Below are 19005 nucleotides of genomic sequence, written 5' to 3'. Positions count from 1 at the left end.
AGCGGCGCCAAAAACAAAGGCGCGCTGCCTTGCGGGAGCGCGCCTTGGGTTCAGCTGGCGGGCCGCAGCCCGCACTTTCAGAACGACTGCCAGTCGTCGTCGTTCGTGTCGGCCTTGCTGGCTGCGGGGGCCGGTGCCGGGCTCGGTGTCGGGCTGCTTGTGCCGGCAGCAGGGCGGCCCGCGCTGGCCTTGGGTGCCGGCTTGGGGCTGGAGCTTGGGCTGCTGTGAGCGGCAGGCTTCTTGAACTGTGCGGAGCTGTTCATACTGGAGCTGCGTGGTGCCGGGCTGCGCGCAGCCGAACGGCCAGCGTGTCCTTCGTCAGCACCCAGGCGGAACACCGACACCACTTCGGTCAGGCGCTGAGCCTGGTCGCGCAGGCTCTCGGCGGCGGCGGCGGATTCCTCCACCAGGGCAGCATTCTGCTGGGTCATCTGATCGAGCTGCACGACCGCGCCGTTGACTTGCCCGATGCCGTCGCTCTGCTCGCTGGAGGCTGCCGTGATCTCGCCGATGATGTCGGTGACACGCTGAACGCTGGACACGATGTCGTTCATTGAGGCGCCGGCGGCTTCCACCAGCTTGGAGCCGACTTCAACCCGGTCCACGCTGGCGCCGATCAGGCCCTTGATCTCTTTGGCTGCCTCGGCGCTACGCTGCGCCAGGCTGCGCACCTCGCTGGCCACGACAGCAAAGCCCCGGCCTTGCTCGCCGGCCCGTGCGGCTTCGACCGCTGCATTCAGAGCCAGGATATTGGTCTGGAAGGCGATGCCATCGATGACGCCGATGATGTCGCTGATCTTCTTCGAGCTGTTGTTGATCTCGTCCATGGTGGTGACCACCTGGCTGACCACCTCGCCGCCCTTGGCCGCGGCCGAGGACGCGGAAGACGCCAACTGGTTGGCCGTCTGCGCGGCATCGGCGGTCTGGCGCACGGTGCCGGTCAGCTGTTCCATGGACGAGGCGGCCTGTTGCAGATTGGAGGCCGTCTGCTCGGTACGCTGCGACAAGTCCTGTGCACCCAAGGCGATCTCGCTGGACGCTGTGGTGATGGAGTTGCTGGCCGAGCGTACGTCAAGAAGGATGCGCTGAATCTTCTCGGCAAACATATTGAAGGAGGCGGCGATTCGGGAGATTTCATCGCGGCCGCTTTCGGGCAGGCGCTGGGTCAAGTCGCCACCGCCGGCGCTGATTTCGTCCAGCGCTGCGCGCACACGCTCCAGGCCGCGCAGCATGGTGGAGATCACTGTGGTCATCAGGGCGCCGGCCAGCACCATCACCACCACCAGCACCAGGGCGGCGGTGCGCAGCAGCGAGCTCAATGAGGCCAGCGCCTCACTGCGGTCGGCGGCGACGACGAGCACCCAGTCGGTGTTGGCGATGGCCACGCCGCGCAGCAGGAAGTCGCTGCCACCGATCGTGGCGTCCACCCAGGGGGCTCCCGCCTCTTGCAACTGTTTCAAAGCCTTGGCATCGAGCTGGGGCGAGAGCTCGCTGACCGGTTTGAGCGCCAGTTCGGCATTCGGGTGGGCAACGATGCTGCCCTTGCTGGACATCAAAAAGGCGAAGCCATTGGGTGTCGGCTTGATGGCCTTGACCGTGGTGGAGACCTCGTTCAGGAACACGTCGGTGGCGGCCACGGCCTTGGTTGAGCCACCCTCCTTGACCGCCACAGCAAAAGTCACCACCAGCAGCTTGCGGGCGGCATCCATATAGGGGTCGGTGATGACGGGGCCGCTGGCATTGGAGGCCAGGGTGTACCAGGGGCGGCCGGTCGGGTCATAGCCCGGGGGCAGGTCCTGCGGCGTGTTGAACAACATGCGCTTGTCGGCATGGCCGATATAGGCCGCTTCCAGCCGACCTGACTTGGCGGCCTGCACCAGATAGGGCTTGGGATCTGCCTCGGCCGCTGCCGGCACCATGGAGCTGACGATGTCGCGCTGGGTGCTCACCCATTGATTGATGGTGGCCGCGCGTCCAGCCGCAAGGGCGTCCAGACTGGCCAGCTCGCTGCTGTAGGTGTGGCTTCGCACGATCACATAGTTGGCGATCGTGGCCAAACTCAGGGTGAGCACCACCACCACAATGCTGAGCGTGATCAGGCGGGTTTTGATGGAATCGAACATGAGGGATCCTCTGCGATGGTCGGAGCGCGGCGGGTAGGGTAGGGGCAGGCGGCTGCGCCTCAAAAGCTCTCCCAGTCACCCTCTTGCTGGGGCGGACTGGCGGGGCTGCTCGCACGTGACGGTGCGGGTGCTCGGCTTGGTGGGCTGCCGGCTTCGCTGACATTCGGTGCAGCTGCAGGCGCCTTGGCCGTCTTCATCGCGGGCTTGGGCTTGCTGGTGGATGTGCTGGCTGGCCGGGGGGCGGGCGATGCGGACACCGTCTTGCTTGAGCTGGCCGGCTTGGACCGAGCGGGGCTTTGGCTCACCATGCTGGACTTGGCCAAATGGAAGACCGAGACTGCCTCAATCAAGCGCTGTGCTTGGTCGCGCAGGCTTTCGGCCGCGGCCGCAGACTCTTCAACCAGGGCCGCATTCTGCTGCGTCATCTGATCGAGCTGCACCACCGACTGGTTGACCTGGCCGATGCCGTCACTCTGCTCGCTGGCCGCTGCGGTGATCTCGCCGATGATGTCCTGCACCCGCTGCACGCTGGAGACGATGTCGGTCATGGAGTTGCCGGCCTCGTTCACCAGGCGAGAACCCACTTCGACACGCTCGACACTGGCGCCGATCAGGGTCTTGATCTCCTTGGCCGCTTCGGCGCTGCGCTGAGCCAATGAGCGCACCTCGCTGGCAACCACCGCGAAGCCGCGTCCTTGCTCGCCGGCCCGCGCGGCCTCGACGGCAGCATTCAAAGCCAGGATGTTGGTCTGGAAGGCGATGCCGTCGATCACGCCGATGATGTCGTTGATCTTGCGTGAGCTGGCATTGATTTCGTCCATGGTAGCGACCACCTGGCCGACCACTTGGCCACCCTTGGCTGCGGCCGTGGCCGCAGACGACACCAGCTGGTTGGCGGTCTGGGCCGAATCGGCCGTTTGCTTGACGGTGCCCGTCAGCTCGGTCATCGAAGAAGCGGCCAGTTGAAGATTGGAGGCCGTCTGTTCCGTGCGCTGGCTGAGGTCTTGATTGCCGGAGGCAATTTCTGCACTGGCCGTGCCGATCGAATCGGAGGACTGCCGAACCGTACCGATGGTTTCGGCCAGGCGCTCGCGCATGGATTCGGTCTGCTGGATCAGCAGGCCGATTTCGTCATTGCGCTGGCTGAGCACCGATTGCGACAGGTCGCCTTGGGCAATTGAGCTGATGGCGTCGGTCAGGTCGCCGAGCGGCTTGGTGATCCAGTTGCGCATCATCCAGAACAGGCCGAAACCCAGGCCGGCCGTGGTCAAGCTCAGCATGATCCAGAACGGCACCAGGGTGGCCCAGTGCGAAGCCATGGACTCGCTGCGTGAGACCTGGGCGATGATCCAGAAGCCGCCTTGCGGATTGCGCCGGCCGACAGCGAAATAGCTGCCGCCCTTGCCGTTCAGCACATCGGGCGCATCCGCGACATAGCCGTCTTTGGAGGCCATCAGCGCGGTCATGAATTTGTCGAACTCTGGTGACACCTCGCTGACCAGTTTGTTCTTCGCCGTGGGGTGTGACACCAGCCGGGCGTTTTTGCCATCGGCGTCTGCAGCAATGGCGTAAGTGCCACCGGACTCGAAGAACTTGGCGTCGGCCGCCATCTTGTCCATGGCCTTTTGGAAGCCCTCCATGTCCAGCGCGATCGCCAGCAGACCGATGATCTTGCCGGCCTCGCTCTTGATCGGGTCGTAGTAGGCCATGAAGACCTTGCCCTCGAGCACCACGCGGCCGGCAAATGGCTTGCCCTGCATCAGGCTGGCATAGCCCGGGTGGTTCTTGCCCAGCGGGGCCGTATTGCGCTCGCCAGAGGCATTCTTCAACGAGGAAGTGATGCGGACGAAGTCATCGCCCTTGATCGAGAAGATGGAGGCGGCGCCACCGGTGGTGCCGGCAAACTTGTCCACCTGGGTGGTGTTTCCATTGAGTTTGGGGCCCCAGTCACGCAGGTCACCGGTGCTCTCATCAAGCTGGAACACCGGCCCGAATTCCTGGCGGAAGGTGCCGTAGCTCTGCTGCACCATGGTCTTGGCCACATCGTCCATGGCCGTCATGGAATCGACCAGGGACTGCGTCTTGTCTCCGACCCAGCTGGTGACCCGCTCATGTGCCACCCGGGTCAAGAGAACACTGACGGCGCCGCTGACGGTCAGCAGGGAGCCCGCCAGGGCGATCACCCCCACCAACGAAACGCGCCGTGCGATCGAGGTCACACCTGATGCCATAGTGGCTGCTCCAACGAATGCTTCGAAGACTTGTTCCTCCACCGGCAGTGCCGGCAGGGCATGACATCCCGTCGCCAAAGCTGGCGCGGGTGAAACTTACATGGCCAGCGAGTCCATCAAGCCCATGTCCGCGCTGCTCATCAATCCTTCGATGTCCATCAGGATCAACATGCGGTCGCTGACCGTACCGATGCCGGTGATGAAGCTGGTGTCGACCGAAGCGGAGCTCAATTCCGGTGCCGGGCGGATCGCGTCGCGGTTCAGTTCCAACACATCGGAGACCGAGTCCACGACGGCGCCAACCACGCGGTTGCGCACATTGAGCACGATCACCACGGTGAAGCTGTTGTACTCGGCGCTGGGGCAGCCCAGCTTCAGACGCAGGTCGACGATGGGGACGATGACACCGCGCAGATTGACCACGCCCTTGATGAAATCGGGCGCGTTGGCGATGCGGGTCGGCGGCTCATAAGAACGGATTTCCTGGACCTTCAGGATGTCAATGCCGTACTCCTCGGCACCGAGGCGGAAGGTCAGGTACTCGCCGCTCGCCGGGCCGTGCGCCTTCAGGGCAAGGTTTCCATTGTCCTGGCGCAGCGCCGGCACATTGTCTCGGGTGGTTTCCATGGCTTACCTCGTTGGAAGTTCGGGTTTGACGTGTTGCGAAGGAGGAGGAAGACGAAGGGTGATCAGAACGATTCCCAGTCGCCCTCGGCTTGTGCCGGAGCAGGAGCCGGCGAACGAGCTGGGGCGCTAGGGCGTGCGGCCGGTGCAGGTGAGTGCGAGGCCTGGCTTGCTGCCGGGCGCGGGCTGGCAGCAGCAGGCTTGACCATCTTGCTGGCGGCCGGGCGGGGCGCTGCGGCCTGCTGGCTGGCCGATGCATGTGGGCGAGACTTGCCTGCTCCGAATCCTGCGCCATGTGCGGGCTTGGCTTCGGCCGTGACCCGGAAGCGGTCCACGGCTTCGGCCAGTCGCTCGGCCTGGTCTTTCAGGCTTTCGGCAGCCGCCGCGGATTCCTCCACCAGGGCTGCGTTCTGCTGGGTCATTTGGTCCAGCTGGACCACAGATTGATTGACCTGGCCAATGCCGTCGCTTTGCTCGCTGGCGGCGGCCGAGATTTCGCCAATGATGTCGCTGACGCGCTGCACGCTGGTGACGATCTCGGTCATCGAGGTGCCGGCGTCCTGCACCAGGCGCGAGCCGGTTTCGACCCGTTCGACGCTGGCGCCGATCAAGGTCTTGATTTCACGCGCGGCCTCGGCGCTGCGCTGAGCGAGCGAACGAACCTCACTGGCCACGACAGCAAAGCCACGGCCTTGCTCGCCCGCACGGGCCGCTTCGACGGCTGCATTCAGGGCGAGGATATTGGTTTGGAAGGCGATGCCATCGATCACGCCGATGATGTCGCTGATCTTCTTGGAGCTGGTGTTGATCTCGTCCATGGTCGCGACGACCTGGCCCACCACATCACCGCCCTTGGCTGCTGCGGTGGAGGCCGAATTGGCCAACTGGTTGGCGGTACGCGCCGAATCCGCCGTTTGCTTGACCGTGCCGGTCAGCTGCACCATGGAGGAAGCCGCCTGCTGGAGGTTGGACGCCGTCTGCTCGGTGCGGCCCGACAGGTCCTGGTTTCCGGTGGCAATCTCGACCGAGGCCGTGCGGATGCTGTCGGCCGAAACGCGCAGATGACCGACCAGACTTTGCAGGGCCTGCTGCATGTTTTGCAGCGAGTTCATCAGATGCGAGGCTTCATCCTGTCCGACCACCTCCTTGGCGGTCATGGTCAAGTCACCCTTGGCAATGGCATCGGCCAAGGCGCCGGCTTCTGCCAGCGGTGTGCAGATGCTCTGCATATTGAGCAAGGTCAGGGGCACCACGATCACCGAGCTGAGAATCAGCACGGCGATGAACACAGTGAACACCGTGCCTTGCGTGGACTCGCTGGCCTTCATGGCCTTGTCTGATTCCTGGGTCAGTGACTTGCGCAGTTCGGCCAACAGCTTCTCGGCCTCTTGTGCGTGTTCCTTGGCCCCCTTCAGCGCGGCATTGGCGTCGCTGGCGCTGGCCATGCTCCCGGATTCCAACTGTCCCAGGACGGGTTGAGCCTTGGCCACGTAGTCGTTCATCAAGGGCAGGATCTGGCCCAGCACCTTGTTGTTGGCGTCCTCGTGGCCGTGCATCAACTCCTTGACGTTATCTTCCAACGCCTTGCGGGCTTCATCCCATTTCTGGTGGTATGTCTTGACCTGATCGGCCTGGGCATGATTGATCACCATGTCCTTTTCATAGCGCCGCAGATTGCCCATGGCCTCGATCAACAAGGTCATGTGATGGGCATCACCCACCGACTTTTCCGCGAACTGCTGGCTCTGGCCGCGCAGCGAGTTCATGCCGTACAGGCCGACACCACCCACGATCACCAGCAAGGCCAGAACCATGGCAATGGCGCCGATCATGCGGGTGCGGATGCTGAACATTCGGAGCATGGCGCTCAAATTCATCGAATACCTCTGAGTTTCTTGGGTAAAGAACCGGCCGAAGCCGGATCAATGGCGCGAACGGCGGACCAGGCTGCCGACGTCCAGGATCAGCGCGACCCGGCCATCGCCCATGATGGTGGCGCCGGACACATCGGTGACCTTGCGGTAGTTCGCTTCCAAGTTCTTCACCACCACCTGCTGCTGGCCGAGCAGTTCGTCCACCAGCAGGGCGACCCGGCCGCCTTCGGCCTCGACGACCACCATGATGGACGAGACATGTTCGAAGTCGAAGCGCGGCACATTGAAGATGGTTTCTAGGCCAATGACGGGCATGTACTCGTCACGCACCTCCACCACACGGCCCGAGCCGGCCACCGTCTTGATGGTGTCGGCCTGCACTTGGAAGGACTCGACCACAGAGGACAGCGGCAGGATGTAGACCTCTTCGCCGACGCCCACGCTCATTCCGTCCATGATGGCCAGGGTCAGTGGCAGGCGCACCGAGACCTTCATGCCGTAGCCTTCAGCGGAATCGATCTCCACCGTGCCGCCGAGCGAGGTGATGTTCCGTTTCACCACGTCCATGCCGACACCGCGGCCCGAGACGTCGGTCACTTGGTCGGCCGTGGAGAAGCCGGGCGCGAAGATCAGGCCCCAGACCTCCGAGTCGGTCATGGTGTCTGGCGCGTCGATGCCTTTTTCGCGGGCCTTCTTGATCAGCTTTTCGCGGTTCAGGCCGCGGCCATCGTCGCGCACCTCGATCACGATCGAGCCGCCCTGGTGCGAAGCGACGAGGGTGATGGTGCCTTGCTCGGGCTTGCCCTTGGCGACGCGGTCGGCCGGTTGCTCGATGCCATGGTCGCAGCTGTTGCGCACCAGGTGGGTCAGCGGGTCGGTGATCTTTTCAACCAGACTCTTGTCCAGTTCGGTGGCTTCACCCTGAGTCACCAGCTCGACCTTCTTGCCCAGCTTGGCGGCGAGGTCGCGCAACATGCGTGGGAAACGGTTGAAGACGACCGACATGGGAATCATGCGGATCGACATCACCGACTCTTGCAGATCTCGGGTGTTGCGCTCCAGATCGGCCAGGCCGGAGGCCAGTTGTTGGTACAGGCCAGGTGCCAGATCGCGGCTGTTCTGCGCCAGCATGGCTTGGGTGATCACGAGTTCGCCGACCAGATTGATCAGCTGGTCGACCTTCTCGATGGACACGCGCAGCGTGGATTGCTCCATGCCTGCGGCAGCCGGCCGAGCCTCGGCCTTGACGGCGGGGGCGGCCGCCACCACTGGCTTGGCCGCTTCGGCCTGTACTTTGAGTTCGGTGCCAGCTTCGGCGCTGTCGGGCACGCCCGGTGCGTTGTCGAAGAAGCCGTAGCCGGGGTCGTTGTCTTTCTCCTCCGCAGCTGGAGCGCCCGGAGCGTCGGCATGAAAGCCGAAGCCGGGGCCAAAGGGCGTCAGCTTGACCTGTTCGCGGGCCACATGGAAGGTGAACAGATCGAGCAGATCGTTGTCCGAGCTGCCGGTCAGGACCTTGAATCGACGCACCCCGTCAGCGGCCACTCCGCCGTCCAGCGGCTCGATGGTGCCGAGGTCGGTGATTTCCTTGAACAGCTCGACCAGATTGTCGGCCAGGCTCAGGTCGCTCAGTGGGCCGACTTGCAGCTCCAGTTCACGGGCGGTCGGCTTGGCTGGCGCTGCTGCTCGGGGCGCCGGTGCCGGTGCGGCGGCAGCCGCTTTGGGCGCGGGTGCAGGCGCGGCGGCTTGCTCGCCTTCGACAAAGCTGCGAATGCTGACTAGCAGATCACTGGTGTCCACGGCGGCTGCACCGGAGCCCTGGTGGCGGCCCAGTTGGGCGCGCAAGGCATCACCGGACTGCAAGAGCACGTCGACCATGGGCGACGTGGCGTTGAGCTCATGGCGGCGTAGCTTGTCGAGCAGCGTCTCCATTTGGTGGGTCAGCTCGGCTACATCGCTGAAGCCGAAGGTCGCAGCGCCGCCCTTGATGGAGTGGGCGCAGCGGAAAATCGCGTTGAGTTCCTCGTCGTCGGCGGTTTCGACATTCAGGTTCAGCAGCAGCTGTTCCATGGTGTCGAGGTTCTCGGCCGCCTCTTCGAAGAAGACTTGGTAAAACTGGCTCAGGTCGATGCCGGCGCTCAGGCTGGCGCCCTCGGAGGTCATATCTCCCATGCTTTGCTCCAGTGTGGTGAGGGCATCAACGGATGACTTTGCCGATGACTTCGATCAGCTTGGCCGGGTCAAAGGGCTTCACCAACCAACCCGTGGCACCGGCGGCGCGGCCGGCTTGCTTCATCTGGTCGCTGGACTCGGTGGTCAGGATCAGGATCGGCGTGGTCTTGAACTTCGGGTTGTCGCGCAGCTTCTTGGTCAGGCTGATGCCATCCATGCGCGGCATGTTTTGGTCGGTCAGCACCAAGTCAAAGTCACGCGTGCCGGACTTTTCCAGGGCGTCCTGACCATCGACGGCCTCGACCACATTGAAGCCTGCGTTCTTCAGTGTGAAGGAGACCATCTGGCGCATCGAGGCCGAATCGTCCACAGCAAGAATTGAGTGCATTGTTGTTTCTCCGGGTATCAAGCTGGTTTCGGAAAATTACTGAGGTTCTTTAGAACAATTCGACTGAACCGGCGTCCATCTCATCTTGCGTGACCGGATTCGGCCGCAGCGGGGCGATTTCCACCACGGCGGCACCGTCTTCGTCATCGCCAAAGGTATCGCGTGCTAACTGGTCCGCGCAGTTGCGCAGGCGTTGGCTGGTGTGGGCGATCAGCTGGGTGGCCATGTCCTGGAACTGCAGCGCGGTGATCGCGCCGGCAATGTCCAGCATGACTTTCTGCAACACCGGGGCGTGGCCGTCACCGGGTGATTGGGCTTCGTTGAGCAGGCCATGTACATGGCTGGATGCACTGTAGAAGTGGGTGGACAGGGCTTCACCTGCGTCATCAAGCAGGCGTTGCAGGCGCTCCAGGTCATGGGTGACCGTCATCAGGTGATCCTGGAGCTCGGCCGCAGCCAGCAGCGGCGTCATTCCCTGTTCGGGCGGGTCAGGCGTTTCATTCATCAGCATCTTTGCTCCACGCTTATGGACCTGCCAAGCGCAAGACCCGACCCCGTTTCGGGGCAGTGTCTCGGCCCAGCGGGGCGACCGGTTCTTGCGAGCATCTTCGGCAATTCCTGCAGAACTGTCGACAGGACAATGGACGCATAACCGGCCTATTTGTGTGATTCGACAACGGCGACGAAGTAAATATAAGGGTAAACCCTTTATTGGCGTCGCTTCCTCGCTGATTCGTGCCAATGCCGCACCTGTGGCGGACCGAGTAGTTCATTCATTCCCGGCATACTCGCCCCCCATGACGATCTCTACCGCTGATCGCCGGCTGCGCGTGTTGCATATAGAAGACTCTGAGCTCGATCATCAATTGATCATGGCTCAGTTGCGCCGTGCCGGTTTGAATTTGGAATTGCACCGGGTGGACACCCTGGCCGAAGTGCGGCAGGCCCTCGATGAACCCTGGGACGCCGTGGTCTCCGACTACAACTTGCCTGGTTTTTCCGGCTTGCTGGTGCTGGACATGCTGAAAGAGAGCAAGCGCCTGCTGCCTTTTGTGCTGGTGTCCGGCGAAATTGGTGAGGACACGGCGGTGGCGGCGATGCGCACGGGCGCCTCGGACTATTTGCTCAAGAAAGATCTGGCGCGGCTGGCGCCGGCTTTGCTGCACGCCATTGAGGCCTGCGAGTCGGAGCGAGCGCGCATCGAGGCCGACCGTGAGTTGCTCAAGTCGAAGCAACGTCTGCATGAACTGGCGGGACATCTGCAGACCAGTGTTGAGATGGAGCGGGCAGCGATCGCGCGCGAGATTCACGACGATGTCGGCGGCTCCTTGACGGCGCTGAAGTTCGACCTGGCCTGGATCAACCGCCACGCCCAGGACCCGGCTGTGTTGCAGCGCGTGCAATCGGCGCTGGAGACCGTGACCTCGGCCATTGAGGCCAGCCAGCGCATCATGCACAACCTGCGGCCGGCCATTCTCGAGCAGGGCTTGGTGGCTGCGGTGCAGTGGATGGCGGCGCGCTTCGAGCGCCGCACCGGCATCGTCACGACCATGCGCACCAGCCATGATCAGATGCAGCTGCCTGCCGGCGTGCCCTTGGTGGCCTATCGCACGGCCCAAGAGGCTTTGACCAATGTCTCCAAGCATGCTCAGGCCACGCGGGTTCATATCGAGCTGAGCGTGGACTCCGGCGTGCTAACGCTGGAACTCAGCGACAATGGGGTCGGCATTGCTGCAGGCGCCTTGGCCAAGGCGCGCAGTTTTGGCATTCGCGGCTTGCACGAGCGCGCCGCAACGGTAGGAGGTTGGGTGGACTTGAGCAGCAACAGCAAGGGCACGAGCCTGATTCTTTCGGTGCCGTTGATGGCCGATGCCATGGATCAGTTGGGCGGCGATGAGGGCGCGGCGGTCGCGCATGACCCGTCGGCATGGGGTGGCGCATGATTAAGGTGATTCTCTGCGACGACCATGCCCTGATTCGCCGCGGCATTCGCGACACCTTGTCCGATGTGCCTGATATCGAGGTGATCGGCGAGGCCGGTGATTACGGCGAGCTGCGCAGCCTGCTGCGTGATCTTGGGCCCAATGCCGCGGTCGACGTGCTGGTGCTGGACATCAATATGCCGGGCCGCAGCGGCTTGGACGTGCTGCATGTGATGAAGGACGAAGGCACGGCGATCCGGACCCTGATCGTGTCCATGTATCCGGAGGACCAGTACGCGATCCGTGCGCTGCGGGCCGGGGCTTTCGGCTATGTCAACAAGGGCGGTGATCCGCAGGTGCTGGTGCAGGCCGTGCGCACGGTGGCCCAGGGGCGCAAGTACGTGACTCCGGAGATTGCGCAGATGCTGGTCGAAAGCCTGACCGCGCCAGTCAGCGAGCAAGCGCATCAAAAGTTGTCCGATCGCGAATTGCAGACCTTGGTGATGATTGCCTCCGGCAAGCGCCTGTCGGACATCGCCGAAGAGCTGATGCTCAGCCCCAAGACCGTCAGCGTCTATCGCGCCCGCGTGCTGGAGAAACTGGCTCTGGCGAACAATTCCGAGCTGACGGTCTACGCCATTCGCAACGGTTTGGTCGCCAGCTGAGCCCCCCTGCCAGCGTGGAGGTTTGGGCGCTCGTGAGTGAGCGGCGGCCAACCCTAGGCGAGCCTTGCAAAGCCGGCTTTTGACCGCGCTGTTTCCCCGATAGACCGGGCCGGCTGAATGGTAAAAAATGCCGCTTGTGACTGGTGCATGTTGCGCCGGGCCAGTTGGGCATGATCGATGAGCGTTGAAAGTAGCAGTAAGAATGCCCCTGCACACGCAGCGGGTCCGGAGCTGCCATCTGTCAGTGGTGTCAAGTCCGGGGCTGCTGCCGCTTCGGTCAGCCCGCCCGTTCGGGGTGAGATTCAGCATTCCTTGGTGCGTCGCCTGACGCGCCTGAACCTGCAGGTCCTGTCCATCTCCATGGTGCTGAGCTTCGGCTTGATTGCCGCCATGCTCTGGTTGGGCGCGCGCGAACGGCAGGCCCGCAGTGCGGAGCTCAGCGCCCAGTTGCTGGCCAACAGCTTGGCGCCCATGCTGGTCTTCGAGGACCGCGCGGCCGCCAGCGCCGAACTGGCGGCCTTCGTGCGGCGTGGCGAGGTGCTGGAGGTACGGGCCTTGAGCGCAGCCCGGACGCCTTTTGTCCAGTGGTCGGCCGGCGGTGCTGGTGGGCAGGTGCACAGTGTTCCGAGCGGTCTGGATCAGTCCCAGTCCATCCGTTTCATGCGTCTGGCCGAAGTCGAAGTCTGGGTGCCTGTGAAGCTCAAGGGCGAATGGGTCGGCAGCCTGGTCTTGCGCGAGAGCTTGCAGGAGCTGCAACTGCTGGTGCTGAAGATGGTCAGCGCGGCCGCTTTGCTGATCGCAGTCGCCATCGCCATAGCCTGGCGAGCCCTGCGCCGTGTTCAACGCCGGGCATTGGCGCCCATTGTGGAACTGTCGCGTTTGGCCGAGCAGGTGTCTGCGGATCAGGATTTCACCCGTCGCGCCATCGTCCACTGGCCCGATGAGGTGGGGCGGCTGAGCGAACGTTTCAACCAGATGCTGCAGCGCGTCGAGACCACTCAGGCCGAACTGAATCTGCGCCTGCGCCAGGAGCAGGAGGCCGGCCAGCAATTCGAGCAGCTGGCCCATCGGGATGCCCTGACCCAACTGCCCAATCGCTTGTACTTCCAGTCAGCGCTGGAGAGGCATATGGCCGCCAGCTGCCAGAACGTGGAGCTGATGGCCCTGATGTTTATCGACCTCGACAACTTCAAGACCGTCAATGACAAACATGGCCACGAGGCCGGTGATGAGGTGCTGCGCGAGGTGGCGCGGCGCATGAGTCGTGTCCTGCGCGGCAATGATGTGCTGTGCCGTCTGGGCGGCGACGAGTTCGGCCTGATCCTGCCGGCTTTGCCCAATGACACGGCCGCCGAACAGCTGGCCGAGCGCTTGATCGCTGCGGTGCGGGAGCCGCTTTACGTGGGCGAGCATCTGATGCCCGTCGGTGCCACGGTCGGTTTGGCGTTTTGCCCGACCGATGAGGTCGATGCCGCCCATTTATTGGTGGCCGCCGATGTGGCCATGTATGCCGCCAAGCGTGCGGGCAAGAACACCTATCGGCGCGCCAGTCATGCAAGCAGCTGAGCACCCTGCAGGGTGGGCTCAGCGCGCTGGGCGCGCTGTCGCCCATGCCGGTGTGGCCGCGACTTTGTGTGGTGGGCTGCTCGCAGCGAATGCGCACGCCGCAGACCCGCAGCCTGCGGCTGCGGAGGTCAATGCTGGCTTGGATCTGGGTTTGGAGGACCTGTTGCGCCAGGGGCTCAAGGCTGTGCCGCAGGCGGTGCAGGTGTCCACCGCCTCGCGCTTCGCGCAAAGTGCCGAGCAGGCTCCGGCGCAGACCTATGTGCTCACCGATGCGGAGATACGCGCTTACGGCCTGCGCAGCATGGCCGACATCCTCAATTGCTTGCCGGGCTTGTTCACCACCAGCAATGGCAATTTTGTCTATGTGGCCGCGCGCGGCTTGGGGCGGCCGGGCGATTTCAACGCCCGATTGCTGCTGATGATCGATGGGGTACGCGTCAACGAGAACATCTTCGATGCAGCCCTGATTGGACCGGAGTTTTATGTCGATGTGGACCTGATCGACCGGGTCGAGTTCACACCGGGCCCGGGTTCGGCGCTCTATGGCAATAACGCTTTTTTTGGTGTGATCCAGGTGCAGACCAAGCGCGCCGACAAGCTGGCCGGCCTGCGTGCCCGACTGGCGCTCGATTCGCTGCGCGGCGGCAGCTGGCAGGCCAGTGCGGGTCAGCGGCTCGACAGCGGTGCTGAAGGCTGGATCTCGATTTCGGGTTTTCAGCAGGACCGCATCCCCCTGAGCACGCCTGTGCCCGCGGAGGTGGCCGATCGCCTGCGCGACTACAACTGGGACCATGGCACCCGAGTGCTTGCTCGCGCCAGCATGGCGGGCTGGAGCTTTCGCGCCGGCCACAGTGAGCGCGTGCGCGGCAATGCCGTGCCGCTGGACCCGACACGGCCGGCTGGAGGCATCGGCCAAGGCCGTTCGATCTACTTCAACCAGTTCGCGGCCCTGGGCTATGAAGGTGCGCTGGGCGCCGATTGGGATTTGACCGTGGAGGCCTCCAGCAAGGTCTCGCAATCCCGCAGGCGCGACCCGCTGGAGCAGCCGGAGCGGCCGCCTCTGGAGCTGGAGACCTTGTCCGAAGGCCAGTGGGACGAGTTCGCCCTGCGCCTGGGCAGCTCGGCCTGGCGTGGGCACTATGTGCTGGGCGGCCTGGAATGGCAGCGTGACCGGCTGCAGCGAATCGCTCTGGGTGCGAGAGGCCTGCCGCCTGATTTGGATTTCACCTCGGCGTCCGAGCGCCTGGGCGTGTTTGTGCAAGACGAATGGCAGCTTCACGCCCAGCATCGCCTGGTGCTGGGCCTGCGCTGGGACCATGACCGCCGGGCTGATGGTGCACGCCTCAACCCTCGCTTGGCCTGGGTCTGGCAGTTGAGCCCGGAGGCCAATCTCAAGTTGATGCAGGGCAGCGCCTACCGCGCTGCCAATTTCTACGAATTCAGCAGCAACCAAGCTCCTGGCTTGCCGGCGTTGGCGGCCGAGCGCACGCGCAGCCTGGAGTTGGCGCTGGAACACCGCCTGACCCCGCAGCTGCAGTACCGCGCCTCGGTTTACCGCGCACGCATGACGGGCTTGATCACCCAGGTGTTGAATCCGGACACGAGTCTCAGCTTCATCAACAGCGAGGGTGTGCGCAGCCGAGGCCTCGAGCTGGGCCTGGAAAAGCGATGGGACGGTGGAGCTCGCTTGCAAATGGGCTTGTCGCTGCAGCACAGCCGCGAGCCAAGCAGCGGCACCGAACTCGACAACTCGCCGCGCCGCCTGTTCAAGCTGGCCTACAGCCAGCTGCTCTGGCGTGATGACCTGCAGCTGGGCTGGCAGACCCAGGCCATGAGTCGCCGCAAAGTTCCGGCCGGCAGTCTGCCGGGCCATGCCTTGCACCATTTGCACCTGCTGTGGCGCCAGAGCGCTGACAGCGAATGGTCGCTGGGACTGCGCAACCTCACGGGCCAGCACTATGCTGACCAACCTGATGTGGGCGCACCACCGCTGTGGCAGGAGGGCCGCGTGCTGCGCCTGCAGTTCAACCATCGGGTGGGATCATGAAGCGCTGGCTGCGCTCATGGCGCGGGCCGTGCCTGCTCTTGCCTTTGCTGTGGGCTGCCGGGGACGCTCGTGCGCATCCCGGCCAGGAGGAGGCGCAGCTCAAGGCGGCTTTCATCTACCGCTTTGCTCAGTTCACGCAGTGGCCACCGCCGCCGCCGGGCCGCGAGTTCAATTACTGCGTGGCGGGCGACCGCGAGCTGCAAGACGCCATGCGCGTGGTGGCGCAAAAGCCCATGGGCCAGGCCGCGGGGCGGGTCTTGGTGTTGGGCTCGCCAGCCGAGGCGGGGCCCTGCCATGTGCTGGTGTTGGGCTTTGCAGGCCGCCAGGAGCTGCAGCTCTGGCTGGACGCTTTGGCCGACAGCCCCTTGCTGGTGGTCGGCGCCAGCGCCGAGGCCTTCCGGGCCGGCGCCATCATCGCCTTGGTGCTGGAGCCCAATGGCATGGCCTTTCGCATCAACCACAGCGAAGCCAAGCGGCGCGGCCTGATGCTCAGCTCGCAGATGCTGAAGCTGGCGCGCGAGGTGAAGTAGTCCTCGGGCCTGTTTCGTTCCGGCGTGCTGAAAGCGGCTCTCAGGCCTGCACGCGGGCGGCCCGAGCGTCCGGCCAGGCCAGGACCTGGCGCACAAAGTCTTGCAACCTGGCGGCCTCGCCGGTCGTTTCCAGCCGCAGGGCGGGGCGGGATTCGGATTCCACGTCCTGCGTGCCCCACAAGGCTGCTGCGCGCTGAGCCACGGCGGTTTCGATATTGAGCAGCTGCACCTGCGGCCCCAGGGCGCGCTGCAGGGCCGGCTGCACCAGTGGGTAGTGGGTGCAGCCCATCAGTACCGTGTCCACGCCGGCCTCGCGCAGAGGTTGGCACAGCCGGTCCAGCAGGGCGTGAAGCTCGGGCGTGTCCAGCTGTCCCCGCTCGATCAGGTCGACCAGGCCGGGGCAGGGCTGGCTGAACACCTCGATGCCCTCGGCATGTCGGCTGATCAAGTCCTGGTAGCGAGCGCTGGCGATGGTGGCGACGGTAGCGAGCACGCCGATGCGTGAGCCTCGCGGGCCGTTTGTGCGCGCCAGGCTGGCCGCGACCGCCGGCTTGATGCCGGGCTCGGTGCCGACGATGGGCAGCTCGGGCCAGCGCTGGCGTAACGTGCCGATGGCGTGCGCCGTGGCGGTGTTGCAGGCGACCACCAGCATGCCCGCGCCCTGGCTCACCAGGTAGTCGGCCAGGCGCAGGCTGCGCTCGCGGATGAAGTCGGGGCTGCGCGGGCCGTAGGGCGCGTGGGCGGCGTCGGCCACATAGTGCAGGGCTGCCTGGGGCAGCGCCTGCTGCAGGGCGCGCAGCACGGTCAGGCCGCCGACGCCGGAATCGAAGACGCCGATGGTGGGCGCGGGCGGCCGTGCCGCGGCGAGGGGAGGGCTGCTGCTCATGCTCATTGGGGGCTGCAGTCTAGCGGCAGCCCGACGCGACTCTGGCTTCATGCTTAGAATAGAACGATCGTGCTTTTTTGGCTGCATCCCCGATGTTGGCAAAGATGCCCCAACCGCCTTCGGGTGGCCCCCTTAGAATCTGATTAACGTTAACGTCAATTAGCCTTGGAGTAATCGATGAAGGTCTTGGTCCCAGTCAAACGCGTGGTCGACTACAACGTCAAGGTGCGCGTCAAGAGCGACGGCAGCGGTGTGGACACCGCCAACGTCAAGATGTCGATGAACCCCTTCGACGAGATCGCCATCGAAGAAGCCGTGCGCCTGAAGGAAAAAGGCGTGGTCACCGAGGTGATCGCGGTGTCCTGCGGTGTCACCCAGTGCCAGGAAACCCTGCGCACCGCCATGGCCATCGGCGCCGACCGCGCCATCCTGGTCGAGACCGATGCCGAATTGCAGCCCCTGGCCGTGGCCAAGATCCTCAAGGCCCTGGTCGACAAGGAGCAACCTCAGCTGGTCATCCTGGGCAAGCAGGCGATTGACGACGACTGCAACCAGACCGGCCAGATGCTGGCGGCCCTGACCGGCCTGCCGCAAGGCACGTTCGCCAGCAAGGTGGAAGTGGCCGATGGCGCCGTGTCCGTCACCCGTGAAGTCGATGGCGGCCTGGAAACCGTGAAGCTGAGCCTGCCGGCCGTCATCACCACCGACCTGCGCCTGAACGAGCCGCGCTACGTCACCCTGCCCAACATCATGAAGGCCAAGAAGAAGCAGCTGGACATCGTCAAGCCGGCCGATCTGGGTGTGGACGTGAGCCCGCGCATCAAGACCCTCAAGGTCGAAGAGCCGCCCAAGCGCAGCGCCGGCATCAAGGTGGCCGATGTGGCCGCCCTGGTCGACAAGCTGAAGAACGAAGCCAAGGTCATTGGCTGAACCCAGATCAGAAGAATTCGGAGAAAACACAATGACTGCTCTCGTGATTGCTGAACACGACAACGCCTCCATCAAGGGCGCGACGCTGAACACCGTGACCGCGGCATTGGCTGCCGGCGGTGACGTCCATGTGCTGGTGGCCGGTTTCAACGCCGGCGCCGCGGCCGCTGCTGCGGCCCAGATCGCTGGTGTGAGCAAGGTGCTGCACGCCGACTCCGCCGCGCTGGAAAACGGCCTGGCCGAAAACCTGGCCGCCCAGGTGCTGGCGATTGCCGGCGGCTACAGCCACATCCTGTTCCCGGCCACCGCCTCGGGCAAGAACGTCGCGCCGCGCGTGGCCGCCTTGCTGGACGTGGCCCAGCTGAGCGATGTCACCAAGGTCATCAGCGCCGACACCTTCGAGCGCCCCATCTACGCCGGCAATGCCATCGCCACCGTGCAAAGCAGCGATGCCACCAAGGTGCTGACCGTGCGCACCACCGGTTTTGACGCCGCAGCCGCTCAAGGTGGCAGCGCCGCCGCGGAAACCGTGGCTGCCGCCGCCGACAGCGGCAAGAGCAGCTTCGCCGGCCGTGAAGTGACCAAGAGCGACCGCCCCGAGCTGACCGCTGCCAAGATCATCGTCTCCGGTGGCCGTGCCCTGGGTTCCAACGACAAGTTCATGGAAGTGCTGACGCCCCTGGCCGACAAGCTGGGTGCCGCGCTCGGCGCCTCGCGTGCCGCCGTGGATGCCGGTTATGCCCCGAACGACTGGCAGGTCGGCCAGACCGGCAAGATCGTCGCCCCACAGCTCTACATCGCCTGCGGCATCAGCGGCGCGATCCAGCATCTGGCCGGCATGAAGGATTCCAAGGTGATCGTCGCGATCAACAAGGACGCCGAAGCGCCGATCTTCTCGGTGGCCGACTACGGCCTGGAAGCCGATCTGTTCACCGCCGTGCCGGAGCTGGTGAACAGCCTCTGAGTTCGCGCTCAGCCCCCACCATCGAGTGAGCCCCAGGGCGCCCGACTCACGGTCGCGGCGCCCTTGTTGTATCTGAATCTGAGATC

At 64.3% G+C, this 19005-nt stretch carries 15 protein-coding genes; 7 read left to right on the top strand and 8 right to left on the bottom strand.

All coding sequences use genetic code 11. The features are described 5' to 3' along the window. Positions 1–77 precede the first annotated feature (77 nt). From LNV28_RS25110 to LNV28_RS19570, 7 genes are all read right to left on the bottom strand, one after another. Positions 78–2123, bottom strand: a complete 2046-nt coding sequence (locus LNV28_RS25110; protein ID WP_318013883.1) for a methyl-accepting chemotaxis protein — start codon at positions 2121–2123, stop codon at positions 78–80. A gap of 59 nt (positions 2124–2182) precedes the next feature. Next, positions 2183–4354, bottom strand: a complete 2172-nt coding sequence (locus tag LNV28_RS19600) for a methyl-accepting chemotaxis protein (protein WP_263519476.1) — start codon at positions 4352–4354, stop codon at positions 2183–2185. Positions 4355–4450: 96 nt separating this feature from the next. Next, on the bottom strand, positions 4451–4981 hold the full coding sequence (locus tag LNV28_RS19595) for a chemotaxis protein CheW (protein WP_263519478.1): 531 nt from the start codon (positions 4979–4981) through the stop codon (positions 4451–4453). 62 nt (positions 4982–5043) lie between these two features. After that, positions 5044–6855, bottom strand: a complete 1812-nt coding sequence (locus tag LNV28_RS25105; RefSeq protein WP_318013882.1) for a methyl-accepting chemotaxis protein — start codon at positions 6853–6855, stop codon at positions 5044–5046. A gap of 45 nt (positions 6856–6900) precedes the next feature. Continuing rightward, positions 6901–9021, bottom strand: coding sequence for a chemotaxis protein CheA (locus tag LNV28_RS19580; RefSeq protein WP_263519479.1), 2121 nt, complete (start codon positions 9019–9021; stop codon positions 6901–6903). A gap of 25 nt (positions 9022–9046) precedes the next feature. Then, the gene (locus LNV28_RS19575; protein WP_102767284.1) at positions 9047–9409 is read right to left on the bottom strand and encodes a response regulator; all 363 of its coding nucleotides are present in this window, start codon (positions 9407–9409) and stop codon (positions 9047–9049) included. 49 nt (positions 9410–9458) lie between these two features. Then, positions 9459–9920 (bottom strand): hypothetical protein, encoded by a 462-nt coding sequence (locus tag LNV28_RS19570; protein WP_263519482.1) that lies wholly within the window; start codon positions 9918–9920, stop codon positions 9459–9461. 286 nt (positions 9921–10206) lie between these two features. On the opposite strand from LNV28_RS19570, the gene LNV28_RS19565 reads away from it, so the two are divergent. The 5 genes from LNV28_RS19565 to LNV28_RS19545 all read left to right on the top strand — a co-directional run bounded on the left by LNV28_RS19565 (position 10207) and on the right by LNV28_RS19545 (position 16139). Next, positions 10207–11352, top strand: a complete 1146-nt coding sequence (locus LNV28_RS19565; RefSeq protein WP_263519484.1) for a hybrid sensor histidine kinase/response regulator — start codon at positions 10207–10209, stop codon at positions 11350–11352. After that, positions 11349–11996: a response regulator gene (locus LNV28_RS19560; protein WP_263519486.1), complete on the top strand. Its 648-nt coding sequence runs from the start codon at positions 11349–11351 to the stop codon at positions 11994–11996. The genes LNV28_RS19565 and LNV28_RS19560 overlap by 4 nt, the downstream gene beginning before the upstream one ends. A 315-nt stretch (positions 11997–12311) precedes the next feature. Next, positions 12312–13562 carry a sensor domain-containing diguanylate cyclase gene (locus tag LNV28_RS19555; RefSeq protein ID WP_263519488.1) on the top strand — a complete coding sequence of 417 codons (1251 nt, stop codon included), beginning with the start codon at positions 12312–12314 and terminating at the stop codon, positions 13560–13562. A 139-nt stretch (positions 13563–13701) separates the two neighbouring features. Then, positions 13702–15609 (top strand): TonB-dependent receptor plug domain-containing protein, encoded by a 1908-nt coding sequence (locus tag LNV28_RS19550; protein ID WP_263519490.1) that lies wholly within the window; start codon positions 13702–13704, stop codon positions 15607–15609. Then, positions 15606–16139, top strand: coding sequence for a YfiR family protein (locus LNV28_RS19545; RefSeq protein WP_263519492.1), 534 nt, complete (start codon positions 15606–15608; stop codon positions 16137–16139). The genes LNV28_RS19550 and LNV28_RS19545 overlap by 4 nt, the downstream gene beginning before the upstream one ends. A 40-nt stretch (positions 16140–16179) precedes the next feature. On the opposite strand, the gene murI is transcribed toward LNV28_RS19545, so the two are convergent. Further along, entirely contained in the window at positions 16180–17025 is an 846-nt protein-coding gene (murI, locus tag LNV28_RS19540; protein ID WP_263519494.1) for a glutamate racemase, read from the bottom strand. A 177-nt stretch (positions 17026–17202) separates the two neighbouring features. On the opposite strand from murI, the gene LNV28_RS19535 reads away from it, so the two are divergent. Both LNV28_RS19535 and LNV28_RS19530 read left to right on the top strand, forming a co-directional pair. Further along, positions 17203–17955 carry an electron transfer flavoprotein subunit beta/FixA family protein gene (locus tag LNV28_RS19535; RefSeq protein WP_263519495.1) on the top strand — a complete coding sequence of 251 codons (753 nt, stop codon included), beginning with the start codon at positions 17203–17205 and terminating at the stop codon, positions 17953–17955. A gap of 31 nt (positions 17956–17986) precedes the next feature. Continuing rightward, positions 17987–18919, top strand: coding sequence for an electron transfer flavoprotein subunit alpha/FixB family protein (locus LNV28_RS19530; protein WP_263519496.1), 933 nt, complete (start codon positions 17987–17989; stop codon positions 18917–18919). Positions 18920–19005 lie beyond the last annotated feature (86 nt).

It is taken from the genome of Paucibacter sp. DJ2R-2, from assembly GCF_025717675.1.
In the GTDB taxonomy this organism is placed as follows: Bacteria; Pseudomonadota; Gammaproteobacteria; order Burkholderiales; family Burkholderiaceae_C; genus Paucibacter_A.
The sequence above is the reverse complement of the archived record's forward strand: the minus strand, read 5'-3'. Positions and strand labels throughout refer to the sequence as shown.